Annotated in this window: 19 protein-coding genes; 8 read left to right on the top strand and 11 right to left on the bottom strand. The window is 47.4% G+C overall.

Annotated features, from left to right (window positions below; all coding sequences use genetic code 11):
- Positions 1 to 355: 355 nt before the first annotated feature.
- The 9 genes from ACR02O_RS02785 to gmk all read right to left on the bottom strand — a co-directional run bounded on the left by ACR02O_RS02785 (position 356) and on the right by gmk (position 6,748).
- Positions 356 to 1,699, bottom strand: coding sequence for a DNA recombination protein RmuC (locus ACR02O_RS02785; RefSeq protein ID WP_494522750.1), 1,344 nt, complete (start codon positions 1,697 to 1,699; stop codon positions 356 to 358).
- A gap of 31 nt (positions 1,700 to 1,730) precedes the next feature.
- A complete protein-coding gene (locus ACR02O_RS02780; RefSeq protein ID WP_494522749.1) occupies positions 1,731 to 2,165 on the bottom strand; it encodes a hypothetical protein in 435 nt (144 codons plus the stop codon).
- Positions 2,166 to 2,573: 408 nt separating this feature from the next.
- A complete protein-coding gene (locus ACR02O_RS02775; protein WP_494522748.1) occupies positions 2,574 to 2,834 on the bottom strand; it encodes a Txe/YoeB family addiction module toxin in 261 nt (86 codons plus the stop codon).
- On the bottom strand, positions 2,824 to 3,096 hold the full coding sequence (locus ACR02O_RS02770) for a type II toxin-antitoxin system Phd/YefM family antitoxin (RefSeq protein WP_494522747.1): 273 nt from the start codon (positions 3,094 to 3,096) through the stop codon (positions 2,824 to 2,826). Before ACR02O_RS02770 ends, ACR02O_RS02775 begins: the two co-directional genes overlap by 11 nt.
- Before the next feature lie 176 nt (positions 3,097 to 3,272).
- Complete coding sequence (locus ACR02O_RS02765; protein WP_205452391.1) at positions 3,273 to 3,791, bottom strand: hypothetical protein; 519 nt, start codon at positions 3,789 to 3,791, stop codon at positions 3,273 to 3,275.
- A gap of 129 nt (positions 3,792 to 3,920) precedes the next feature.
- The gene (locus ACR02O_RS02760) at positions 3,921 to 4,169 is read right to left on the bottom strand and encodes a CCDC90 family protein (protein WP_033157634.1); all 249 of its coding nucleotides are present in this window, start codon (positions 4,167 to 4,169) and stop codon (positions 3,921 to 3,923) included.
- A gap of 76 nt (positions 4,170 to 4,245) precedes the next feature.
- A complete protein-coding gene (gene hemL, locus ACR02O_RS02755; RefSeq protein WP_494522746.1) occupies positions 4,246 to 5,532 on the bottom strand; it encodes a glutamate-1-semialdehyde 2,1-aminomutase in 1,287 nt (428 codons plus the stop codon).
- A 143-nt stretch (positions 5,533 to 5,675) separates the two neighbouring features.
- A complete protein-coding gene (locus ACR02O_RS02750) occupies positions 5,676 to 6,116 on the bottom strand; it encodes a hypothetical protein (RefSeq protein WP_033157632.1) in 441 nt (146 codons plus the stop codon).
- A gap of 17 nt (positions 6,117 to 6,133) precedes the next feature.
- Positions 6,134 to 6,748, bottom strand: a complete 615-nt coding sequence (gmk, locus tag ACR02O_RS02745) for a guanylate kinase (protein WP_033157631.1) — start codon at positions 6,746 to 6,748, stop codon at positions 6,134 to 6,136.
- A 121-nt stretch (positions 6,749 to 6,869) separates the two neighbouring features.
- On the opposite strand from gmk, the gene dnaA reads away from it, so the two are divergent.
- From dnaA to ACR02O_RS02705, 8 genes are all read left to right on the top strand, one after another.
- The gene (gene dnaA, locus ACR02O_RS02740; protein ID WP_033157630.1) at positions 6,870 to 8,186 is read left to right on the top strand and encodes a chromosomal replication initiator protein DnaA; all 1,317 of its coding nucleotides are present in this window, start codon (positions 6,870 to 6,872) and stop codon (positions 8,184 to 8,186) included.
- Between the two features lie 189 nt (positions 8,187 to 8,375).
- Complete coding sequence (gene dnaN, locus ACR02O_RS02735; protein ID WP_033157629.1) at positions 8,376 to 9,479, top strand: DNA polymerase III subunit beta; 1,104 nt, start codon at positions 8,376 to 8,378, stop codon at positions 9,477 to 9,479.
- 14 nt (positions 9,480 to 9,493) lie between these two features.
- The gene (gene recF / locus ACR02O_RS02730) at positions 9,494 to 10,567 is read left to right on the top strand and encodes a DNA replication/repair protein RecF (protein WP_033157628.1); all 1,074 of its coding nucleotides are present in this window, start codon (positions 9,494 to 9,496) and stop codon (positions 10,565 to 10,567) included.
- A 120-nt stretch (positions 10,568 to 10,687) separates the two neighbouring features.
- Positions 10,688 to 13,093 (top strand): DNA topoisomerase (ATP-hydrolyzing) subunit B, encoded by a 2,406-nt coding sequence (gene gyrB, locus ACR02O_RS02725; RefSeq protein ID WP_033157627.1) that lies wholly within the window; start codon positions 10,688 to 10,690, stop codon positions 13,091 to 13,093.
- Positions 13,094 to 13,095: 2 nt separating this feature from the next.
- The gene (locus ACR02O_RS02720; RefSeq protein ID WP_494522745.1) at positions 13,096 to 13,386 is read left to right on the top strand and encodes a nucleotidyltransferase family protein; all 291 of its coding nucleotides are present in this window, start codon (positions 13,096 to 13,098) and stop codon (positions 13,384 to 13,386) included.
- Positions 13,383 to 13,748: a HepT-like ribonuclease domain-containing protein gene (locus tag ACR02O_RS02715; RefSeq protein WP_494522744.1), complete on the top strand. Its 366-nt coding sequence runs from the start codon at positions 13,383 to 13,385 to the stop codon at positions 13,746 to 13,748. Before ACR02O_RS02720 ends, ACR02O_RS02715 begins: the two co-directional genes overlap by 4 nt.
- A 67-nt stretch (positions 13,749 to 13,815) precedes the next feature.
- Entirely contained in the window at positions 13,816 to 18,393 is a 4,578-nt protein-coding gene (locus ACR02O_RS02710) for an AAA family ATPase (protein WP_494522743.1), read from the top strand.
- A 529-nt stretch (positions 18,394 to 18,922) separates the two neighbouring features.
- Positions 18,923 to 19,543 carry a hypothetical protein gene (locus ACR02O_RS02705; protein WP_494522742.1) on the top strand — a complete coding sequence of 207 codons (621 nt, stop codon included), beginning with the start codon at positions 18,923 to 18,925 and terminating at the stop codon, positions 19,541 to 19,543.
- 296 nt (positions 19,544 to 19,839) lie between these two features.
- Here the strand turns inward: ACR02O_RS02705 and cueR are convergent, their stop codons facing one another.
- Both cueR and ACR02O_RS02695 read right to left on the bottom strand, forming a co-directional pair.
- Complete coding sequence (gene cueR / locus ACR02O_RS02700; protein ID WP_205452245.1) at positions 19,840 to 20,241, bottom strand: Cu(I)-responsive transcriptional regulator; 402 nt, start codon at positions 20,239 to 20,241, stop codon at positions 19,840 to 19,842.
- Between the two features lie 190 nt (positions 20,242 to 20,431).
- A complete protein-coding gene (locus tag ACR02O_RS02695) occupies positions 20,432 to 21,256 on the bottom strand; it encodes a class I SAM-dependent methyltransferase (RefSeq protein ID WP_494522741.1) in 825 nt (274 codons plus the stop codon).
- Positions 21,257 to 21,304: the final 48 nt, after the last annotated feature.

Genomic DNA, 21,304 nt, shown 5'->3' with positions numbered 1-21,304 from the left:
CGATGTTAAGAGATGGCGCTTGTAGTGCTACCCCTATCTATTGAGCTGTTGCGAGTATCGCCGGAAAAAAAGCCTGCCAAAAAACACGGTTTTTGTTGAAAACCTGTTGGTCGAACAGCTAGGAGGTTGTGGATAAGTTGTCTGTAAAAACCCGGATTCTAGTTATCCCCAGACTGTAAACAAGCTAAAATGCCGCTGTATAACAGCGTTAATTTTTAATAAGACTATGAATAAATTCATATAACCAGTGTTTTCCACAGATTTTTCCGCCTTAGTAGTAATAACAATCTAAAGATATATATAAAGTTATTATTACTACGATGATTAGACCTTAGTATTTCAGATCACGGAAACATCAATCCTCCGATGACATTTGTTCGGTCAGGCTTTTAGGCAGCTTCTTTTTAACCTTAACCCCCAATTCTTCAAATGCGCTGGCTTGACGGAGCAAATTGCCGCTTCCGCTACTTAATTTGTTGACGATGCCATCGTAGGTTTTTTGTACCGTGCTGAGTTGGTTGCCCAGTTTTTCAATGTCTTCGACAAAACCTCGGATCTTGTCATACAGACTGCCGGCCTTATCGGCGATCAAGCGGGCGTTTTCGTTTTGTTGTTCGTATCGCCAGATGTTTTGCACGGTGCGCAAAGTCGCCAACAAGGTAGTCGGGGTGACGACGACGATTTTGTGTTCGAAAGCATCGTTGAATAATTTTTCGTCGGCCTGAAAAGCGGCCATGAAGGCGGCTTCGATAGGCATGAACAGCAATACAAAATCCAGTGAACGTAAACCTTTCAAACTGGAATAGTCTTTATTGCTTAAACCTTTGATGTGGTTTCTGACCGCTTCGGTGTGTTGTTTCAAGGCTTCGATACGTTGGTTATCGTCTTCAGCGGAACAGTAACGCTCGTAAGCCACTAGCGAGACTTTGGAATCGATGATTACATCCTTGTTTTCCGGTAAGCGGACGATGACATCGGGCTTGAACAGCCGATTATCTTCATCACGAAACGCACCTTGGGTTTCGTATTCGATACCTTTGCGCAAGCCGGATTGTTCCAAGACTTTTTCCAGGATCATTTCGCCCCAGTTGCCTTGGGTTTTATGATCACCTTTCAAGGCCCTGGTTAAATTCAGCGCTTCTTGATTCATCTTGGCCGTATCGCGGCGTAGCGAGACGATTTCCTCGCGTAAGGAAATACGATCCTTGGTTTCGTTGTCGTAAACGCTTTCGACCCGGCTTTTGAATTCGCCGAGCTGTTGCTTAAGCGGTGCGACCAAACTTTCGATACTGACTTTATTGTGTTCGGCAAACTGCTTGCCGCGTTCTTCGAAAATCCTGTGGGCGAGATTCTCGAACTGCGTTTTCAATTGATTTTCGGCATCCTGTAGCAGACGGATTTTTTCGGCGTTGCTCTTATGCTGTTCTTGCTGACGCGCGTTGAGATCCGCGTTTTCGGTTTTCAACTCCAACAATTGTTGCTGTAGCAACTGCAACTCAGATTCTTTTTGCGCCAACAGCAAAACCCGCTCTTCGGCCACGGCCAATTTAACGGCTTGTTGTTGGACTTGCTGTTGCTGCTGCTCTAACTGACTTTGCAATTCGCGCTGCCGCTTATCGCTCAGCCAGGCGCAAGTCATGTAACCAAGCAAAGCCGCCAACGGTATTGCCGCCAGTGCCATCCCTATTCCTGTTTCCATCGAAATCCTCTTAATAAATCAAGCAGACGGTTTACCGCGGCTTGATCGACAAATCCCCAATCGTAAAACCAATGTCAAAGCCCTTGCCTTTACCCATTAACACCAGGGAAATTTCGCCACGGGTCAATACTTGCCTATCCACCGAGTTTTTAATCCCAAAGTGATTACCCAGCGAAATGTAATCGCCAAAAATTTCACTGATATATTTCACATCGGTGAAATGGCCTTCGCCTTCGATAACGGAATAACCAATCGTAAAGCCTATGCTTTTTGAGGACAGCTTGACCGCGGCCTTTTGGCCATTACGGCAGGTGATTTCGCCGGTGCCGTCGTATTGCTTATAAGCCAGCGAAAAGCCCTCCATCTTGTAGGTCATGCTGCAAGTACCCAGTTTCTTTTCGCCAAATTGCTCGTTAAAGTCAATCTCGGCCTGATTAGGCTGGCCGGTATCAGTGGCTTCCGGCACGGCCGGTGTTGCCGGTTCTGATGGCTTTGGAGACGGTGCGTCGGTTAGCGGATGGGTAACAAAATCGGCGTGGCTTATATTGGAAAACCCGACAAGTAGACAAGTGGCGTAAAGCAGTTTCCGACCAGAAATCTTACTCTGGGCTAAATTACTCAGGTTTAGGCGATACCTCTGCTTTTTGGGGCAGGGGGCTGGCAAGTACGTTGGCTGCTTATTCATCTATTTCGTCCAAATCAGTTAGACACGGAATATACGATTTGGCCAGAGAGAGCACAAATCGTTGGTTTTCAAAGCTGGGAAAGCGTGCTTTGAGTTATCAGGAGAGATTGTAGGCTTGGGATTAGCGGGTGGGAATGGCGAAAATCAAAATTGTACCGCTGAGCGATAGCGACGCTCAGTTACTGACTTTCAATGTTGGTCGTAATGTCCGCCGATAGCAAAAATATAAATGCAGTTGTCGTCGAACTTATAAATCAGCCGGTCTTTATGCGAAATTCGCCTGGACCAAAGTCCGGAAAGATTGTGACGCAAAGGTTCCGGTTTGCCCAAACCGGTTGCGGGATCGCCGCGCAGCATTTCCTTGAGCGGTTTGCACAGCGCTTTGTGTAAAACTTTGTCTTTGTCTCTAAGCTCTTCGTAAACCGCCCAAGTGTTACCTTCAAATGCCATCGATCTCATTGAATTGCTTTTCGCTTGGCCGGTAGCCTTGTTGTTGAGTATGTGTGGCGGCGGAAGCAGCGATTTGTGCCATCAGGTTGGCGTTTTGCAGCACATAAAGCGTTTCCTGCTCCCGTTCCCAATCGTCGGCGCTGATAACCACAAACGCTTCCCCAGCTCGGCGGGTGACTTTCAGCGGTTCGTGATTATCCACCACTTGCTCGACGTAGCTTTTTAAATTGTCCCGAAATTGGTTGACGCTGACGGTTTCCATAATGGCTTTCTCCTGTACGGAAGTTCCGTACCATTATAGGATGAAAGTCGTTATTGGGCTATGGTTATGAACGATGCTAGCCACTCTGCTATTCGCTATGTCAGAAAAAACAAGGTTTGGTAGGTGCGGTTAGCGGAGCGTAACCGCACAAAAATAATAGCTTTACATGCCTTCGGTTAGAACGATATTTCAGTGCTATCCCATTGAATTGACTTGATATACATAGCCTCAGAGCTTTCTAGTGCTATCTCAGTATACGGTAAGTGTAATTTTTGATTGTTGTCCAATGACCTAAAACAAAGCCAAGTTCCGTTATTGGTAACAGCTATGGAAATGCTTGGTAAAGGATCCTCTATACCTGAAGCATTCCTAACAAAGATTTTCGGTGAGAACGCCGCTCCATTGGGGCCGACAAATTTCGGCGGTACCACCCCATTTGGACCGAATACTGCGTCCGCAACCACATATGGCTCAGCTGGAAGCACGCAAACAGAATCATAATCGTTCGGGGTTCTTATATGTTCTGGGTTTTTGATTGACACCCGTGTGTTCGCGGGGATCTGAAGTGGCCCACTTACCACGCCATATTCAAACTCACGAGAGCAGCCAATAAGAGTTAAGGTAACAATTACAGCGAAATAGATGTAGGGATTATAGTGATACATAAGCCTAACAAGTAATTTAAAGGTTTTCATACATTACTCGGACACCACAATCTCACAACGCTTTAAACACCTCCGCCGCCGCCTGCAAATCCTCCTTGGTATGCGTCGGTCCGTGGTGCTATTAGCAGCGTGTATACCGCACGAACGATGTTAGGCTATTCAAGCCAAAAGCTTGGCAAGCAGCGGCATGACTTCGGCGGCAAATACCAAGCCGAGCATCCATTTGACGATCAATAAATCCGATTTGACCGGCGCTAGCTCGATTTGCAAATCCTTTTTGGTGAGCGGATCGGCTTCGGTTTGGGCGTCGCGAAAAGCTTCCGATACAGCCTCCGCCTGTTTTTCGTCAAAACCGGCTTCTTTCAACTTACGCGCAAATTTGTGAGTATCAAAAGTCACACTAGCCATTGCATATCCCCTTTCAATTTGCCTGTCAGTGTACCAGAATTCAATGAGTTTTCAGGGGTTTGAACATACGCTACATTCAATCCAACAAGCACTTAAACACCTCCGCCGCCGCATCTACCGTTGCCTGCAAATCTTCATCCGAATGCGCGGCAGAAACAAACCCAGCCTCGAATGCCGACGGTGCCAGATATACGCCTTTGTCCAACATGCCATGAAAAAAGCGTTTGAAACGATCAACATCGCAAGCCATCACCTGAGAAAAACGGTTGACCGATTTTTCATTGCTGAAGAATAAACCAAACATGCCACCGACTTGGTTGGTGGTAAAAGCAATACCGGCCTGATCGGCGGCAGTTTGGAGGCCAGCCAACAGTTTTGTGGTTTTGGCGGTCAAGGCCTCGTAGAAACCCGGCTGGTTGATCAGTTCCAGGGTTTTCAAACCAGCAGCCATCGCCACCGGGCAGCCGGACAAGGTGCCGGCTTGATAAACAGGACCCAGCGGCGCCAGATATTCCATGATTTTGCGGCTGCCTCCGAAAGCGCCGACCGGCAGGCCGCCGCCGATGATTTTACCCAGTGTGGTCAAATCCGGTTTAACGCCGTACAGGCCTTGCGCGCCTTGCAAACTGACACGGAAACCGGTCATTACTTCATCAAAAATCAACACGCTGCCGTATTGGTCGCAGACATCGCGGAGAGTTTGCAAGAAGCCTGGTTCCGGCGGAATACAGTTCATATTGCCGGCCACCGGTTCGACGATGATGCAGGCAATCTTGTCACCCAATTCAGCAAAGGTGCTGCGGACTGCATCGCTGTCGTTATAAGTCAGCGTTAGGGTATCGGCGGCCACCGAGGCTGGCACGCCAGGCGAACTGGGGACGCCGAAAGTCAAGGCGCCGGAACCGGCCTTGACCAATAGGGAATCGGAATGGCCGTGGTAGCAGCCTTCGAATTTAACGATCTTGTCACGGCCGGTATAACCGCGTGCCAGGCGCAATGCGCTCATGGTGGCTTCAGTGCCGGAGCTGACCATGCGGACCATTTCTATGGATGGCAGCAGTTCGCAGACTGTTTGCGCCATCAGCGTTTCTATCTCGGTGGGCGCACCGAAGCTCAAGCCTTTTTCGGCGCAGTGTTTAACTGCGTCGATCACGGCCGGATGCGCATGCCCCAAAATCATTGGTCCCCAGGAACCGACATAATCGACATAACGTTTGCCTTCGCTATCGTAAACGTAAGCGCCTGCTGCGCGGTCGAAATATACCGGCGTACCGCCGACACCACTGAAGGAACGCACCGGCGAGTTAACGCCACCGGGAATGTATTGTTTGGCTTGAGAAAATAATTCGGAAGATTGGGTCATTGGGGGAATGAAAGATTGGGTAAATCGGTAGGTTGGGTTTACCCTGAATAAGCTCGATAGAGGGTAACCCAACATTTAAGGCCGACGTGTTGGGTTACGGCTAACGCCTTTTATGCCCTTTCGGGCAAACCCAACCTACATCGTTATTGCGGTTTGCCAAACAAATGCGGGCCTTTGGGCTGCGGTTTGTTTTGCAAACAGAAATACGCCGCAGCATCGAATTTGATCTGCAAGGTGTGGGTGTCTTCGTGGTCTTCCAGGTATTTCTCGGCATCGATTTCCGACAGGTCTTTCATGATGTGTTCGGCAATGCAGTCGCAACTTTCTTGGAAGCGTTTTTCATCGACATCTTTGTTATTCGAGTTTTTCAGTTCCCGCGCGACGCATTTGGCTGAAAACTCTTTTTCGAATTGACGTTTCTCGGGTTCGGTCGCTTCGCCGCTATCCACGCGGTGGACAGCTTTTTTACTTGCAGACGGGGCACTGGCTTTGGGTGTTTCCGCTTCATCGCTGGAGCAGCCGGCAAGGGTCAACGCCGAAACAATCAGCGTGGCAAACAGATAAGACGTTTTTCTAGTTTTCATAAGTATTGTTAGTTCTATTAGTTAAGTAAATCTTGCAGCAATGTTGCCAAGGTTTTTTGTTGTTGATTTTGGGTTAAGCGGTTTGCGGTCACAATGCTTTTTAATTGCTGCAACGCCAGATTGAAATCGTCGTTAACGATCAAATAATCGTACTCCGGATAATGGCTCATTTCCGTCACCGCATCGCGCATGCGCCGGGCAATCACCTCCGGATTATCCTGGCCGCGGTTTTGCAAACGCTGGCTCAATACCTCGATAGACGGCGGCAAGATGAAGATCGACAGGCTTTCCGGCAACATCCTTCTGACCTGCTGAGCGCCTTGCCAATCAATTTCCAAGATCACATCCAGCCCTTTGGCCAGATTATCTTCCACGGTCTGTTGCGCGGTGCCATAAAAGTTGTCGAACACTTGCGCATGCTCTAAAAAAGCTTGCTGCTCGATCATGGCTTTAAAAGTCTCTACCGAGACGAAAAAATAATCGACACCATCCTGTTCGCCGCTGCGCATCGCCCGCGTCGTATGTGATACCGACACTGCCAGATCGTCCATCTCGGCAATCAGTTGTTTAACAAGACTGGTTTTGCCTGCCCCGGATGGTGCGGAAATAATATAAAGTTTGCCCGAAATCATGTGTGTTTATGAGGGTAATCCATGCGGCCGTCATTCTTTTCTGATAACGTCCATAGAGTCAAGCCCTAAGCGGTCACTGTGGTATCATGCAAGGCCTTTCTAAGCCCCTTCTTGAATGCCGATGAGTGTGATTTGGAACAACTGCCTGGCCAAGCTTGAACATGAAATTCCCAGTACCGATTTCAGCACCTGGATCAGGCCGCTGCAAGCTGTGGAAACCGACAGCCAGTTAAAATTGCTTGCTCCCAACCGGTTTATTATCGACCACATCAAACAACATTTTTTCGCGATCATCGAAGACGCCGTCAACGAGTTTTCCAATGCGACCTTGGCGGTACAGTTTGAAATCGGCAGTAAAAAATCGCCGGCCATCAAAGCACCGGCACTTAATAAAAGTCCGGCGCAAAAGAAGAATCAACCGAATTTTTTAAACAAAGCCTTCACCTTTGAAAGCTTTGTGGAAGGTAAATCCAATCAATTAGCCAGAGCCGCTTCGATGACGGTTTCCGATAACATCGGCAAGGTCTACAACCCGCTGTTTATCTACGGCAGTTCCGGTCTGGGTAAAACCCATTTGATGCATGCCATCGGTAACGCGGTGCTGTTGAAAAAGCCCGACGCCAATATCGTCTATCTGCATTCCGAGAAGTTTGTGCAGGACATGGTCAAGGCACTGCAACAAAACAGCATCAATCAGTTTAAAGAGTACTACCGCAGCATCGATATTTTATTAATGGACGACATCCAGTTTCTGGCCGGTAAGGAACGTTCCCAGGAAGAGTTTTTCCACACCTTTAACAACCTGCTGGACAACAAACATCAGGTGGTTTTGACTTGCGATAAATATCCCAAAGAAATCGATGGCTTGGAAGATCGTTTGAAGTCTCGCTTCGGTTGGGGTTTGCCAGTGGCTATCGAACCGCCGGATCTGGAAACCCGGGCCGCTATCTTGATTAAAAAGGCCATGCAAGTCGGTGTGGATCTGGATCAAGACATCGCCTTCTTCATTGCTAAACGCATACCTTCCAATGTTAGGGATTTGGAAGGTGCGTTACGGCGGGTGGTAGCCAACTCGCAATTTACCGGCCGCGACATCACTCTGGAATTTACCAAGGAAGCGCTGCACGATTTGATTAGCTTGCAAGATAAGTTGATCAGTATCGATAACATTCAAAAGACCGTGGCCGAATATTTCAAGATCAGGGTAGCCGATTTATCCTCAAAAAATCGCAAACAATCCATCACTCGGCCACGACAGGTGGCTATGTGTTTGGCTAGAGAGTTGACCTCGCACAGTTATCCTGAAATCGGCGATGCCTTTGGCGGGCGCGATCACACGACGGTCATCAACGCCTGCAAGCGGGTGGCTGAGTTGAAAGATGACGATGTGAAGATGGCGGAAGATTACAAAAACCTGTTGAGAACCTTATCGCATTAATTGCGCTTAAGTTGTGGATAAAGTGTGCCGAAAATACTCTATCCAGGTTATCCACAAACCTCATACAAGCTAAAACGGTATCCGGCAACAATGTTTGATACATGCTAAGATTTTGATTTAAATTAGATAAAACCGGTTTTCCACAGCTTTTTGTTTACATAGTAGTAACAATATATAAAAGATATTTATATGAAATTTATTATTAGCAAAGATCAAATTTTGCCGCCGCTGCAGCAAATCGTTAGCGTGATCGAGAAACGGCAAACCATGCCGATTCTTTCCAATGTGTTGTTGCAGGCCAGCGACGAGCAGTTGGTAATGACCGGTACGGATACGGAAATCCAGATTGTTGCTAAATTAAATATCGAATCAATATCGAATTCTGGGGAAATTACGGTTCCTGCTAGGAAATTTCTGGATATTTGCCGCTTATTACCAAACGGCGCTGAAATCCACTTCGAGTTGCAAGACGATAAAGTCAAAGTTGTCTCCGGCCGCAGCAGGTTTTCTTTAAGTACCTTGCCAGCTGAACACTACCCTGAATTCAATGAGTCAGAGTTTGAGCATAGCTTTTTATTGAATGCCGGCAAATTCAAGAAGGCGTTGGATAAAACCGTGTTTTGTATGGCTAATCAGGATGTACGCTATTACCTTAACGGCTTGCTGCTGAATGTGAGTAATTCCAGGCTAAAGCTGGTCGCTTCCGATGGTCATCGTTTGTCGATTTATGAAGATGACATAGGGCAAGCGACCGGTTATGAATCCCGCATTATCATGCCCAGAAAAGCGGTGCAGGAACTCAGTCGTTTGCTTGATGATGCAGATGCTGAATTGAATATCCAGTTTTCCAGCAACAACATCCGAATTTATTACAAGGATGTGGTGTTCTCTTCCAAGCTGATTGATGCCAAATTCCCGGATTTCAGTAAAGTGTTCAATCAAAGCTTTATGAGTCCGTTGCTAATCCAAAAACAAGTCTTGAGAGATGCGTTAACGCGGGTGGCGATTCTGTCTAATGAAAAATACAAGGGCGTGACTTTCGATATATCCAGAGATTTGCTGAAACTCAGTACGCATAATCCCGAGCATGACGAGGCCGAGGAAGAGTTGATCATCGATTATCAAGGCGAGCCGTTGAGTATTTCGTTTAACTCGCAATATATGCTGGATGCGGTGTCCAATCTTGATTCCGAAATGGCGGTGCTAACCATAGCCGGCAACGCCAGCAGTTGTTTTATTGAAGAACCTGAACAGCCTTTGTTTAAATTTATCGTGATGCCGATGCGGATGTAGGTTGTCCAGGGATTATGACCTTGTTAAAGCTGGATGTGCTGTCGGTCAGGAACATCCATTCAGCAAGTATCTCGCCGTCTCCTGCCATTAATTTCATCACTGGTGCCAATGCCAGCGGTAAGAGTTCGCTGCTGGAAGCCATTTTTATTTTGGGTAGGTCCCGCTCGTTCAGAACCACCCATACCAAGCAGGCAATTTCTTTTGATCAGCCGCAATTGACGGTGTCGGCACAAAATCGGCAACAGTCCGGTTCAGTCAGTACGTTGGGGATACAGATTGACAATAAACAATGCCAGATCCGCATCGATCAGGAAGATCGGCAAAAAGCGGATTTGGCTTACGCATTGCCGGTGCAATTGATTCATCCCAAGAGTTATCGCTTGCTGGACTCCGGGCCACAAATTCGTAGAGAGTTTTTAGACTGGGGGATTTTTAATCAGCACAAAAACTTTCTGCCCAGTTGGCGGAAGTTTAATAAGGCATTGCAGCAACGCAACGCTTTGTTGAAAACCCGGCAAATTAAACAGCTGCCGGCCTGGGATAAGGAATTTGTGGAATATGGGCAGGTGATTAACGATTTTCGTTTGGCCTATGTCGCCAGCTTGCAACCGGTGTTTTTAGAAATGGCTAGCCATTTTTTGGATAAGGATGATGTCGATTTACGCTTCTTGCCAGGCTGGGACGATAGACAAGCCTTAGACTTTATTTTGAAAAACGATCTAGACCGAGATATGCGCTATGGCTTTACACATAGCGGCCCGCACCGAGCGGATTTTCAAACGTATCAAAACAAAAGACTGGCTAGAGACTATCTGTCACGGGGGCAACAAAAGCTTTTGGTCTTGGCTTTGTTATTGGCACAAGTGACCTTACTGAATCAGGAAAGCCCATACTCGTGCGTCATTCTCATTGACGATCTAGCGTCCGAATTGGATACAGAAAACCGGGCAAAATTGATAAAATACCTCGTTGGATTGAGTTGCCAGGTTTTTATCAGCAGTACCGATATAGCTGATTTTGGCGACTTAAGTTCGGTAGAAAACTATAAATGGTTTCACGTGGAACACGGCGATGTAAAACAATTTTGATGTTTCACGTGGAACAAATAATAAAAATTAACAACTCCCATCACACACGATACAACCGATTCATGCGTGACATGAAGACAGGGCATCGTTGCGGTAAAACACAACACAATGGATATACCCATGAGTGAAAATTACGACAGTTCGAATATCACAGTACTAAAAGGCTTGGATGCGGTCAGGAAACGTCCAGGCATGTACATTGGCGACACCGATGACGGTTCCGGCTTGCATCACATGGTATTCGAAGTCGTCGATAACTCCATCGACGAAGCGCTGGCTGGGTATTGCAAGGGCGTCGATGTCGTCATTCATGAAAATGGGTCCGTATCTGTCTACGACGACGGTCGCGGCATTCCGGTGGATATACACAAAGAAGAAGGCCGTTCCGCCGCTGAAGTGATTATGACCATCCTGCACGCCGGCGGTAAGTTCGACGACAACGCCTATAAAGTCTCCGGTGGCCTTCATGGCGTAGGCGTCTCGGTGGTGAATGCCTTGTCTGAAGAGCTGACGCTGAAGATTCGTAAGAACGGTAAGCTGCATATGCAAAAATATGTACTCGGCGAGCCTGTAGCACCGTTAGCGGTGATTGGTGACTGTGAAGGCAGCGGTACCTACATCAACTTCAAGCCCAGCCCAACTATCTTCACCAATATCGAATTTCATTACGACATCCTTGCCAAACGTTTGCGGGAACTGTCGTTTTTAAATTCCGGTGTGCGCATCTCCTTGCGCGACGAAAGATCCGGCAAGGAAGATGTATTCGAATTCGAGGGCGGTATCAGCGCCTTTGTGCAGCATCTGAACAAAAACAAAACCCCGTTGTTTGAAAAAGTCTTTCACTTTATCGCCGAAAAAGAAGGCGTAACGGTGGAAGTGGCGATGCAATGGAACGACTCCTACCAAGAGAACGTGTTCTGCTATACCAACAACATCCCACAACGCGACGGCGGTACGCATTTGGCCGGTTTTAGAGGCGCCTTGACTCGCACCATCAACCAATACATCGAAACTAACGGCCTGGCTAAAAAAGAAAAGGTCGCCACCACCGGTGACGATGCCCGCGAAGGTCTAACCGCTGTGTTGTCGGTAAAAGTCCCCGATCCCAAGTTCTCCTCGCAGACCAAAGACAAATTAGTGTCATCGGAAGTCAAACCCTTGGTCGAATCGACCATGAACGAAAAACTGCAAGAGTTCCTGCTGGAACAACCGCAAGTCGCCAAAGCCATCGCCGCCAAAATTATCGATGCAGCCAGAGCACGTGAAGCGGCTAGAAAAGCTCGGGAAATGACCCGCCGCAAAACCACCCTGGATATTGCCGGTTTACCCGGCAAACTCGCCGATTGCCAGGAAAAAGACCCGGCCTTGTCCGAACTGTTCATCGTGGAAGGGGACTCGGCGGGCGGCTCCGCAAAACAGGGCCGTGATCGCCGCACCCAAGCCATCCTGCCGTTGAAAGGTAAAATCCTTAACGTGGAACGCGCCCGCTTCGACCGTATGATTTCATCGGAAGAAGTCGGCACCCTGATCACCGCCTTGGGCTGCGGGATTGGTAAAGACGAATACAACATCGATAAACTCCGCTACCACCGCATCATCATCATGACCGACGCGGACGTCGACGGCTCGCACATTCGCACCCTGTTACTGACGTTTTTCTATCGGCAATTGCCGGAGTTGGTCGAGCGCGGCCACATCTACATCGCCCAACCGCCCTTATACAAAGTCAAAAAAGGCAAACAAGAGCATTACGTCAAAGACGACAACGCCTTAAATCAATACTTGATCCAATTGGCTTTGGACAAAGCGCAACTACAAACCGATGCCGACACCCCGGTCATCCAAGGCCAAGGTCTGGAAAAATTGGCGACTGAATTTGCCGACGTGATGAGCATCATCAATCGCCTGTCCAGACGCTACGACGACCTGTATCTGGAGCAAATGACCTACATGCAGGTGTTAAGCGACGAAATCAAAGCCGATCAGCAAAAGCTGCAAGCCTGGTTGGATTTGCTGCAAAAAAATCTGAACGAGGGTGGTCATAAAGCCATATTCAGCACCGAGTTAAAATATCGCGGCAGCGACGACTTCGATGTGGAAGTCAGTAAGCGTCTGCACGGCATTACCAAAAGTTTTGTCTTGCATGCACCCTTCTTTGCCGGCAACGATTATCAAAAAATCGCCCGCTATGTAGAAAAAACCCTCAGCATGTTCGGCGAAACCTCTGTCATGCGTATGGGTGAGCGCGAACAACAAGTCGATAACTTCAAGCAAGCATTCGAATGGATGATGAAAGAAGTTAAAAAAGGCCAGCACATCCAGCGTTACAAAGGTTTGGGCGAAATGAACCCGGAACAGCTTTGGGAAACCACTCTCGACGCCAACGGCCGCCGCATGCTGCAAGTCACCATCAACGACGTAGTCGCCGCCGACGAAATCTTCACCACGCTAATGGGCGATGTGGTGGAACCACGTCGGGATTTCATTGTGAAGAACGCCTTGGATGTGGCAAACTTGGACGTGTAACTGTGAAGCCGTCGGAAGCATTAGATTCCCAGCGTACGGCAATACGCCAGATAGTGGGCCGCTTTCGGGCGGCCAATCCGCGCGTATTTGGATCGGTGCTTTACGGTACAGACTGCGACGGCAGCGACCTGGACTTGCTGGTAGATACGTTGCCAGGCGCCACACTATTTGATCTTGGCGGACTACAACTTGAACTGGAAGATTTACTGGCAGTTCCGGTTGATCTTCTGACTCCCGGCGATTTGCCCGCCAAATTCCGCGAACAAATATTGGCCGAAGCTCAACCCGTATGACGGTCAACCGCGTTGCCGATTACCTGGAACACATGCGACAAGCCGCATCCGATGCTTGTGGTTTCGTTGAAGGTTTAAGCAAGGCAGAATTTCTTGCCGACAAACGCACACAGCAGGCGGTGGTGATGAGTTTGATCATCGTCGGCGAAGCATCAACAAAAATAATGGATCATTATCCTGCTTTCATCGAGAAGCATGCCAATGTGCCTTGGCGAAATATGCGCGGTATGCGCAATCGCATCGCCCATGGTTATTTCGAAATCAACTTTGAAGTAGTTTGGGAGACGGTTTGTTCAGCCTTGCCTGAGTTGTTAAAACAACTATCAATAGTGACTAGCAATGTCGACGAAGAACATCGTTAATTCCAAAGGACATTTCGCAGTTGCTCACACAATCATTGCCGATTTGTTCTTGAGAGACATTTTCTAAATGATAGTTGGTGGAATACCCGACAAACTTGGCAATCGGTATGAAGCGAAATGGCTGGTCCGCTGCCTGATAGACGTAATTGCCGGTAAGGCAAATTGGCTTAAATTCGAAGGTATTGATACGGAATATCAAGGCTTTGAATTTGCTCTTTCGCGTGGCGATATTACTGAATGGCATCAGACAAAGATCAATGCACCTGCCGGAAACTGGACGCTCAATGTTCTAAATCGTGAAGGTATATTGAAGGCGTTTTCAGAACGGCTATCGGTAGATCATAACGCGCATTGTTTTTTTGTTTCGCAAGACAGCGCTAAAGACTTCAGGACCCTGACAGACAAAGCCCGCTTAGCCGAGTCGTTTAGTCAATTTGTCGACGATGCGCTTGCGAAAGAGGAAAGAGATGGGACATTTCCGAAACTCTATGACTTTTGGCGTCAAACACCAGAAACTGCATTTGAATGGCTAAAACGATGCTATGTCAAAGTCATACCAGATAGTGAGTTAGACGCAATCAATGAGTCGTTTGGCGATCTGACTTTTCAACAAGGAGGTAAATCCGCCTTTCCCGTACTGCGCGACATTCTCGAAAAGAATTTCAATAAACAATTATCGACTGATACGCTTCGTGAAGCTTTGAAACAACAAAGCGGTTTGAGATTTAAGGAATGGGCTTTCGACCCTACTATCCAACGGCGATTGCACGAAGAAACTGACGCCTATCTCAGCACCTACTCCCCATTTGGCGCAGGTAATGAAATCATTACTAGGACACAGACACAATCTCTAATTGATGAACTGTTGGCTCAAAACGGGCCTGAATTGATTTTACTTGCCGGTGTTGCTGGTTCGGGAAAGTCAGGGATTGTGCGCGCTGCCATCGAAAATCTTCGGCGACTAAATATTCCTCATTTGGCGTTTCGAGTAGATCAACATTTGCAGTGTGTTAGTCGTGAAGCATTAGGAAAAACATTAGTTGGGCGAGAGGAAAGTCCAGTCACTACCTTGAAGGGGACTTTCCCGAGTACGCCATCGGTTTTATTCATCGATCAAGTCGATGCCATTAGTGAAGTGTCTGGACGCGACGGCCAGATAAAAGAAGTTGTCTTCCGCTTGATTCAGGATGCTCATTATTTCAGCAACATCAAAATAGTCGCTGTTTGTCGGACATTCGACTTGGATAGCGACCCCCGATTAAAGCATTTGAAAGCCAATGACCGCACTCGGCAAATCGACATACCTTTGCTGGATTGGGGTGCCGATGTTGAACCGGTATTGAAAAAGAATGGCGCCGAAATTGCCATTTTCAAAGAGCCACAACGCCGATTATTGTGCTTACCAGTCAATCTGGCGGTGTTTTTGGAAATCGGCGAACCCGGATTGTCTTTTCTATCTCGATCAAGTCTGCATGAAGCTCTTCTGAAAAAGAAAGAACGGGAAATCCCTCGGCAACGCCAAATTAACTGGTCTCCGACTAAAACCTTGACAGCATTGTGCGATTGGATGACTAAGCGGCAACAATTGAGCGCCCCTACATCGGTTTTGGATGACTATCTAGGTGCTGCGGATATATTGGTTTCGGAAGGTTTGATCATCGTTTCTCGCGGCCAGCTGAATTTCTTTCACGAAAGTTTTTTCGACCATATTTTTGCCAGGGCTTTTGTCAATCGAAACCAGAGTTTGGCCGAGTTATTGACTTCAGCAGAACAGCACCTGTTTAGGCGCACGCAGGTTCGGCAAATTCTTGAATCGTTACGCCAAAACGATCCCCAGAGATATTTAACCGAATTGTCTGAGTTACTTTCCAGTTCTAGTGTTCGTTTTCATATTAAATCGGCAGTCTGCCAATGGCTAAATTCCGTGGAAAATCCGACGAACTCGGAATTCCAGATTGTTTCAAAGTTCGATCAAACGCCAGAAAAATTTCATCCTCTGTTTCGGCAAGCAGTTCTATCGACTAACTGGTTTCATCTATTAAATGACAGCGGATGGATTAATAAAGAAATCAATGGGTTGCATAATGAGCGCGTTGAAAGAATATTGTGGTGGCTTGGTCATGCAGCTAATGATCATCCACAAGCAATTGCTGAATTGCTAAAGGCTTGGTGGGGCGGCAAGCCGGAGCGGACTGAGCGGCTACTAAATTGGTTTGGATTTATTAGTCCTGACAAACCTGATGGTCAATTGATTGATCTATGTGAAGAACTCATTCTTTCGCGTTCGGGTGAGCTGTTGAATTATCAAAATGATGATCTGGTTTCAACGCTGCTACATACCTGGAGCAAAAGTTCGCCTGAAGATTGTGGTCGGATTTTGCATGCCTTGTTCGATACTTGGTTTGCGCTTGATAAAGAAGAAAATCCATTTATAAACAATGACTTTGGTCAATTAATCGAACATAGTATAAACGAAATTGCAGGTCAAACTCCGCTTGCTATTCTGCGTGGAACTACGGATGCATTGATAAAAGCCATAAATACAGTGGTCGAATCCGACGATAGCGTTCAACGCTGGCAGTTTAATCATCGAGCGTATTCCAGTCATCACTTTGGATTCGATAGTTTTTTAGCTTGTTACAGATCAGCATTAAAGCAGGTGCTGAAACAAAGCCCTGAAATAGCAGTCGATTATCTGGATAAACTCGATCCATTCAAGCATGAATGCCTGATGCATCTTCATTTGGAAGCGATTCAAGCTAATCCTGTCGTGCTCGCACACCGGTTACGAAATCTAGTCAGTCACAACAGTGTTTTCGACGCCGGTTTTGATGGTGCAGATTGGTGGTCGTTTGCTCACGCTTGCCGAGAGGCTTTTTCCGTTTTGGATATGGGAGAAAAGCACGTTGTAGAACAAGTCATTCTTAACCGGTATCCGGAAATTGAGCGAAGCGTACATCTAGCAAAGCGGATCAGAATAGAAGGTGAATCTGAACCTTTTTCTACGAAGAAAGATGTTGTTTGGTACCTGAACCGCACCGGCTATGAGCAATGGTGCATGCTTGAAACAATAGGTGCAGCTTTACTTTCTCAGGTTGCTTTATCACGGTTGCAAGCGCTTCGCCGAAAATTTCCGAACAAGAAAATTGAGCAACCACGAGATAATGGGGCTTATTCAGTTGGGTCGCCTATAAAGCGTCCTCAATGCGAGAAAATGAGCGACAAGCATTGGCTAGCAGCAATTAAACGTTACGACAATGAAGCAGAAAGACGCAGAGGGCCTGGTTTCGTCGACGGAGGTTCCGATGAACTTGCCCAACAGCTTCAAGAGCTTACTAAAACACAACCTGAACGCTTCTCGACATTGAGTTTGAAAATTCCCGTTAGTGCACCAGTCTGTTATATCGAACGGATTCTATGGGGATTGGCTGAAGCAGAATCAGCTACAGATAATTCAATGATACAAGTTATCAAGTACGCCGATCAGCACCCGACTAAAGCTTTTGGCCGCGCGATAGCTCGGATAGTCAATAAGCGTTCTCACATTACAGCCGATTCTGAAATTCTCGAAATCATGCTCAAACTTGCATTACAGGGAGAAGCAGAAGGCGAATCTATTAATCACGAATATACCAAACGTGAAACTATTACTATCGACACATTGCTGCAATCGGTCGGTGGGTTATATCTGCGAGGTATAAACGGAACGCGCGGTCAAATGTGGGAGGCGTTAGCCAATGTGTTATGGGAAATGCCGGAGAATACTTCCAAAATTTGGGATGTATTAGATATTGCTTTGGATAGTGAGCCGTTAGTCAGTGTGCGTTGTAGCATGATAAAAACCCTGACTCCGTTATTCAATGCCGATAAAACCCGATTTTCCGCTTCGATACGAAAGTTAATCATCTTGCCCTGTAACGTGGTCGAAAACAGAGATGATACTTGCTTATCACCACTGGTTACCCACCAAGGCATTTATCTTTTTCCACATATTTTTTACCGGTTGCCGGAGTTGGGGAAAGAATTAGTGGAGCGATTGCTGGGATGCAGTGATGAAAACAAACAACTCATAGCTGCATGGTTGATATTTTGTGAAAGCTATCGAAATGATGCCTATATTGCTCAGGCTGAAAGCCTTGCCGTCTCAAGCCTACAGCATCAACGACTATTCGCGGATGTCATCGCCGATGCATTTAGCTGGACGGATAATCGCCGTCGAGCGGAAACTCTTCTGCAAGGCTTTTTCTTCGATGAAGACAAAGAAGTTCGTAAACATGCATCCGATGTATTTAGAAAAACAGATAAAACCGATATTGAGCCTTATCGCAAATTAATCGAGAGTTTCATAACATCCCCGGCTTTTTTCGGAAACTCTTACTTTGTATTACGAATATTGGAAGACGCGACAAGCGACGTGCTTAAGCTGGTTATTTCTGTAAGTAAACGTTTGATCAATGATGCGAGTAATTTTAGTAATCAACGGCTTACCGACACACACCATTTGCAAAGCCTTATTAAGAAAGAATATACGGCATCAGAAGCTCGTCCCGAGGCCCGTCGAAGAATTCTGGATGTTATCGATGAAATGTTGATCAATGAAATTTATGGTGCTGATGATGTTGTGGCTGCGCATGATCGCTGGTAGTTATGGTTAAAACATTGTCTAAATAAAAGAAGCAAATTAGGTTTTAATTCGGATTTAGTAGATTAAAAGTTGTTCCGAATGCACTCCCACGAGCCCCGACCGCATATAAACCCAACCCGGTGGCGTATAAAAATCTCTCGGCTGCATCCCAAACAAATCCGGCGATGCCTTCGAGCCTGGTAGGGGCACCTTCCAGGTTTGCGCAGGCGCATTCCGGACATTGGGATATGCCTTCCAGATATTTTTATATGCCACCGGGATTGTTGGGAATGTCTTCGCGGTGGTCGGCAACCCGCACGGATGATTTGGAAGTGACATTAAAGCCTATGGCTACGCCGTCAGCCGGATTTTATATCCAAAAACGCGACATTTAGCCGCACTTGTGTAAGTCGAGAGCTTATCTATAATCGTTGGCGACATAGTTTTAACGCTAGTTATTCCCTTCGATTTATTCCAATACTTCCGCCGGCGATTCGGCCTGTTGGCCGTTGTCTGGCGTGCTTATCGTTTATTTATAAGGAGCTTACTCATGGCTAAATCAGATTATTTCCCCCGTCCGGATGGCGAGTTATTGATATGGCATGATCGGTTTATCCTCAATCTTGCTGCTTTGAAAAGCCAGTTGGGTTTATCCGACGAGGACATTGCCGCCTGCAATACCGAGAACCAAGAACTGCATGGCAAAGTGTCGGCCGCCAATATTGCAGCCGCGGCCGCGCATCATGCGACCGCCGATAAGCAGGCTTATCGCGGCCAATTCGAGAATAAGGTGAGGGCATTGGCGCGGCGCATCAAGGCTCACCCCGGTTATACGGAGGCATTGGGTAGTCTGTTGGGTATCGTCGGTGCGGAAATCAATACGGATCTCACCGACGCCAAACCGGTGCTGAAGGCTGCCGATCAGACCGGGGGTAATGTGGTGTTGAGTTTTCAAAAATTCAAAAGCGACGGCATCAATATCTATTCCCAGCGTGAGAACGAAAGCGAATTTGTGTTTCTGGCCCGTGACACTCAAACCCGTTATGTCGATAACCGCCCGCTATTGGTGGCCGGCAAGCCTGAGCTGCGCCGTTATACGGCGGTTTATGTGGTGAAAGATTTGGAAGTGGGCCAATACAGTGACGAATTGGTGGTGAGTTGTGCACCGTAAGCGTGTTTCAATTCCAAGTGTATTCGATTTTAGGGGATGCGTGATTCAGCCTTCGCTGGTTTCCCCGGTTTAGACACCTCATATTCGACAACGTCTATCTTTGTCCTTATTAATCAGACTGTTAAATTCCCTGGCTCGGTCATTCCCACCTAAGCGGGAGCGACGATATTTGAGGGCCGGGTTAATAACTTGAGACTGATTATCCTTAAATATCAGTCATTTCCGCGTATTTGCAGATCCGGAACCAGCAAAACGGGGAGGCAACCAAGGGAGAATAATCGCTGGATTATGTAGTCTTAAACCAGCTGCTGGCCGAGTACCAATGTATCGATAATCGGGCAATCCGGTTTATTGTCCCCGCTACAAGTCTGCGCCAACCGGGCCAGAATGTCGCGCATTTCGGTTAATTCGGCAATGCGTCGATTCAAATCGTCGACATGGGATTGGGCCAGCGCTTTGACATCGGCACTGGCTCTTACCGGGTCTTGCCACAATGAAACCAGATCGCGGATTTGCTCCAGCGAAAACCCCAGCCCCCTAGCTCGTTTGATCATCCGCAACACTTGCAAATCGGTGTCGTTGTAGGTCCGGTAGCCCGATACGGTGCGCACGCTTTTTCTGATCAGTCCGATACCTTCGTAGTGACGAATCATTTTGGCGGATACGCCGGTCATTTTCGCAGCTTGGCTGATATTCATCGCTCACTCTCCAATAGGGGGACTCGGCGTTGCGGGCGGCCAGTTCGCCGCCCGCTAGCGGGTTCGGTTAATGCCTGACGGATTGCAATAAGCCGGCGGGTTACCGCGATGGGAAGGACAAGCGATTTTTTTGCTTTTTTTAGTCCCTGGTATTTTTTGAAAAAATCGCTCATGAAAAAAACGCAAGGCTCTAAACGACAGGTTTATCGGCGACGGCATAAATCACATTGGCTGAAATCTCAGTAACCGATTGGCTCACTAATTGGTCGAGATTGGCCTGTTTCACCTTCTGTAGCTGTTCGCAATTGAGCTGATCCAAGGTGCCCCGATAACCGCTACCCATCGCCAAGGTCCACCAATCCTCAGGTTCAGACAGAGCATGAGTCGCGGTTTCGGCAAAAATGCGCACATTGGTTAAACCGGCTTCGGCCAGCATCTCCAACAGTCCTTTCGGTGTGGAAATACGATCCCAAGGATTAAAGTCTTTATAGAGTTCGGGGCGTTGTTGGCGGATGGCTTGCCAAAGCGAGGTGTTGGCTGGCTCGAATAAATCCGGTCCCCAGGTCGTAATAGCCAATCGCCCGCCTGGCCGGACCTGGCGCCATAATTCTTTGACGGCAGCGGCCATATCAGGTACGAAAAAGATCCCAAATACGCAAACGACGGCGTCGAAATAACCATCGGGATAACCTAGAGCAAGCATATCATGGACCCGAAATTCCAGATTCTCAAGACCATCGGCTTGGGCTTTATCGGCTGCCCGAGTCAATAGTTTTTCTGCCAAATCGACCGCAACCACCCGGCCATCCGAGCCGACCATCCGCGCGGCCGGTAAGGCTGAAGCACCGGTTCCGGAACAAACATCCAATACTTGGTCACCTTGCCTCAAACCTATTCGCTCAATGGTGCTATGACCGAAACGGTTCCAAAACGTGTTGGCCGGGTGATCGAATAAATCGGCGGCTGTGTTATAAGCATGTGCGGTTTTCTGATTGGCTAGCCAATGTGATTCCATTTCAACCTCCTGAAAAAATATTCAAATTTTAGTCATGGATAGTCACCT

This window comes from Methylomonas sp. PHL2-19 (assembly GCF_059331595.1).
The sequence above is the reverse complement of the archived record's forward strand: the minus strand, read 5'-3'. Positions and strand labels throughout refer to the sequence as shown.

Bases quoted from the DNA above. Each gene is read 5' to 3' on its own strand.
- cueR (WP_205452245.1), bottom strand. From the start codon at position 20,241: ATGAATATCAGCCAAGCTGCGAAAATGACCGGCGTATCCGCCAAAATG.
- ACR02O_RS02765 (WP_205452391.1), bottom strand. From the start codon at position 3,791: ATGAAAACCTTTAAATTACTTGTTAGGCTTATGTATCACTATAATCCC.
- dnaA (WP_033157630.1), top strand. From the start codon at position 6,870: ATGAGTGTGATTTGGAACAACTGCCTGGCCAAGCTTGAACATGAAATT.
- ACR02O_RS02695 (WP_494522741.1), bottom strand. From the start codon at position 21,256: ATGGAATCACATTGGCTAGCCAATCAGAAAACCGCACATGCTTATAAC.
- gyrB (WP_033157627.1), top strand. From the start codon at position 10,688: ATGAGTGAAAATTACGACAGTTCGAATATCACAGTACTAAAAGGCTTG.
- ACR02O_RS02705 (WP_494522742.1), top strand. From the start codon at position 18,923: ATGGCTAAATCAGATTATTTCCCCCGTCCGGATGGCGAGTTATTGATA.
- ACR02O_RS02715 (WP_494522744.1), top strand. From the start codon at position 13,383: ATGACGGTCAACCGCGTTGCCGATTACCTGGAACACATGCGACAAGCC.
- ACR02O_RS02770 (WP_494522747.1), bottom strand. From the start codon at position 3,096: ATGGAAACCGTCAGCGTCAACCAATTTCGGGACAATTTAAAAAGCTAC.
- ACR02O_RS02750 (WP_033157632.1), bottom strand. From the start codon at position 6,116: ATGAAAACTAGAAAAACGTCTTATCTGTTTGCCACGCTGATTGTTTCG.
- gmk (WP_033157631.1), bottom strand. From the start codon at position 6,748: ATGATTTCGGGCAAACTTTATATTATTTCCGCACCATCCGGGGCAGGC.
- recF (WP_033157628.1), top strand. From the start codon at position 9,494: ATGACCTTGTTAAAGCTGGATGTGCTGTCGGTCAGGAACATCCATTCA.
- dnaN (WP_033157629.1), top strand. From the start codon at position 8,376: ATGAAATTTATTATTAGCAAAGATCAAATTTTGCCGCCGCTGCAGCAA.
- ACR02O_RS02760 (WP_033157634.1), bottom strand. From the start codon at position 4,169: ATGGCTAGTGTGACTTTTGATACTCACAAATTTGCGCGTAAGTTGAAA.
- ACR02O_RS02710 (WP_494522743.1), top strand. From the start codon at position 13,816: ATGATAGTTGGTGGAATACCCGACAAACTTGGCAATCGGTATGAAGCG.
- ACR02O_RS02785 (WP_494522750.1), bottom strand. From the start codon at position 1,699: ATGGAAACAGGAATAGGGATGGCACTGGCGGCAATACCGTTGGCGGCT.
- hemL (WP_494522746.1), bottom strand. From the start codon at position 5,532: ATGACCCAATCTTCCGAATTATTTTCTCAAGCCAAACAATACATTCCC.
- ACR02O_RS02775 (WP_494522748.1), bottom strand. From the start codon at position 2,834: ATGGCATTTGAAGGTAACACTTGGGCGGTTTACGAAGAGCTTAGAGAC.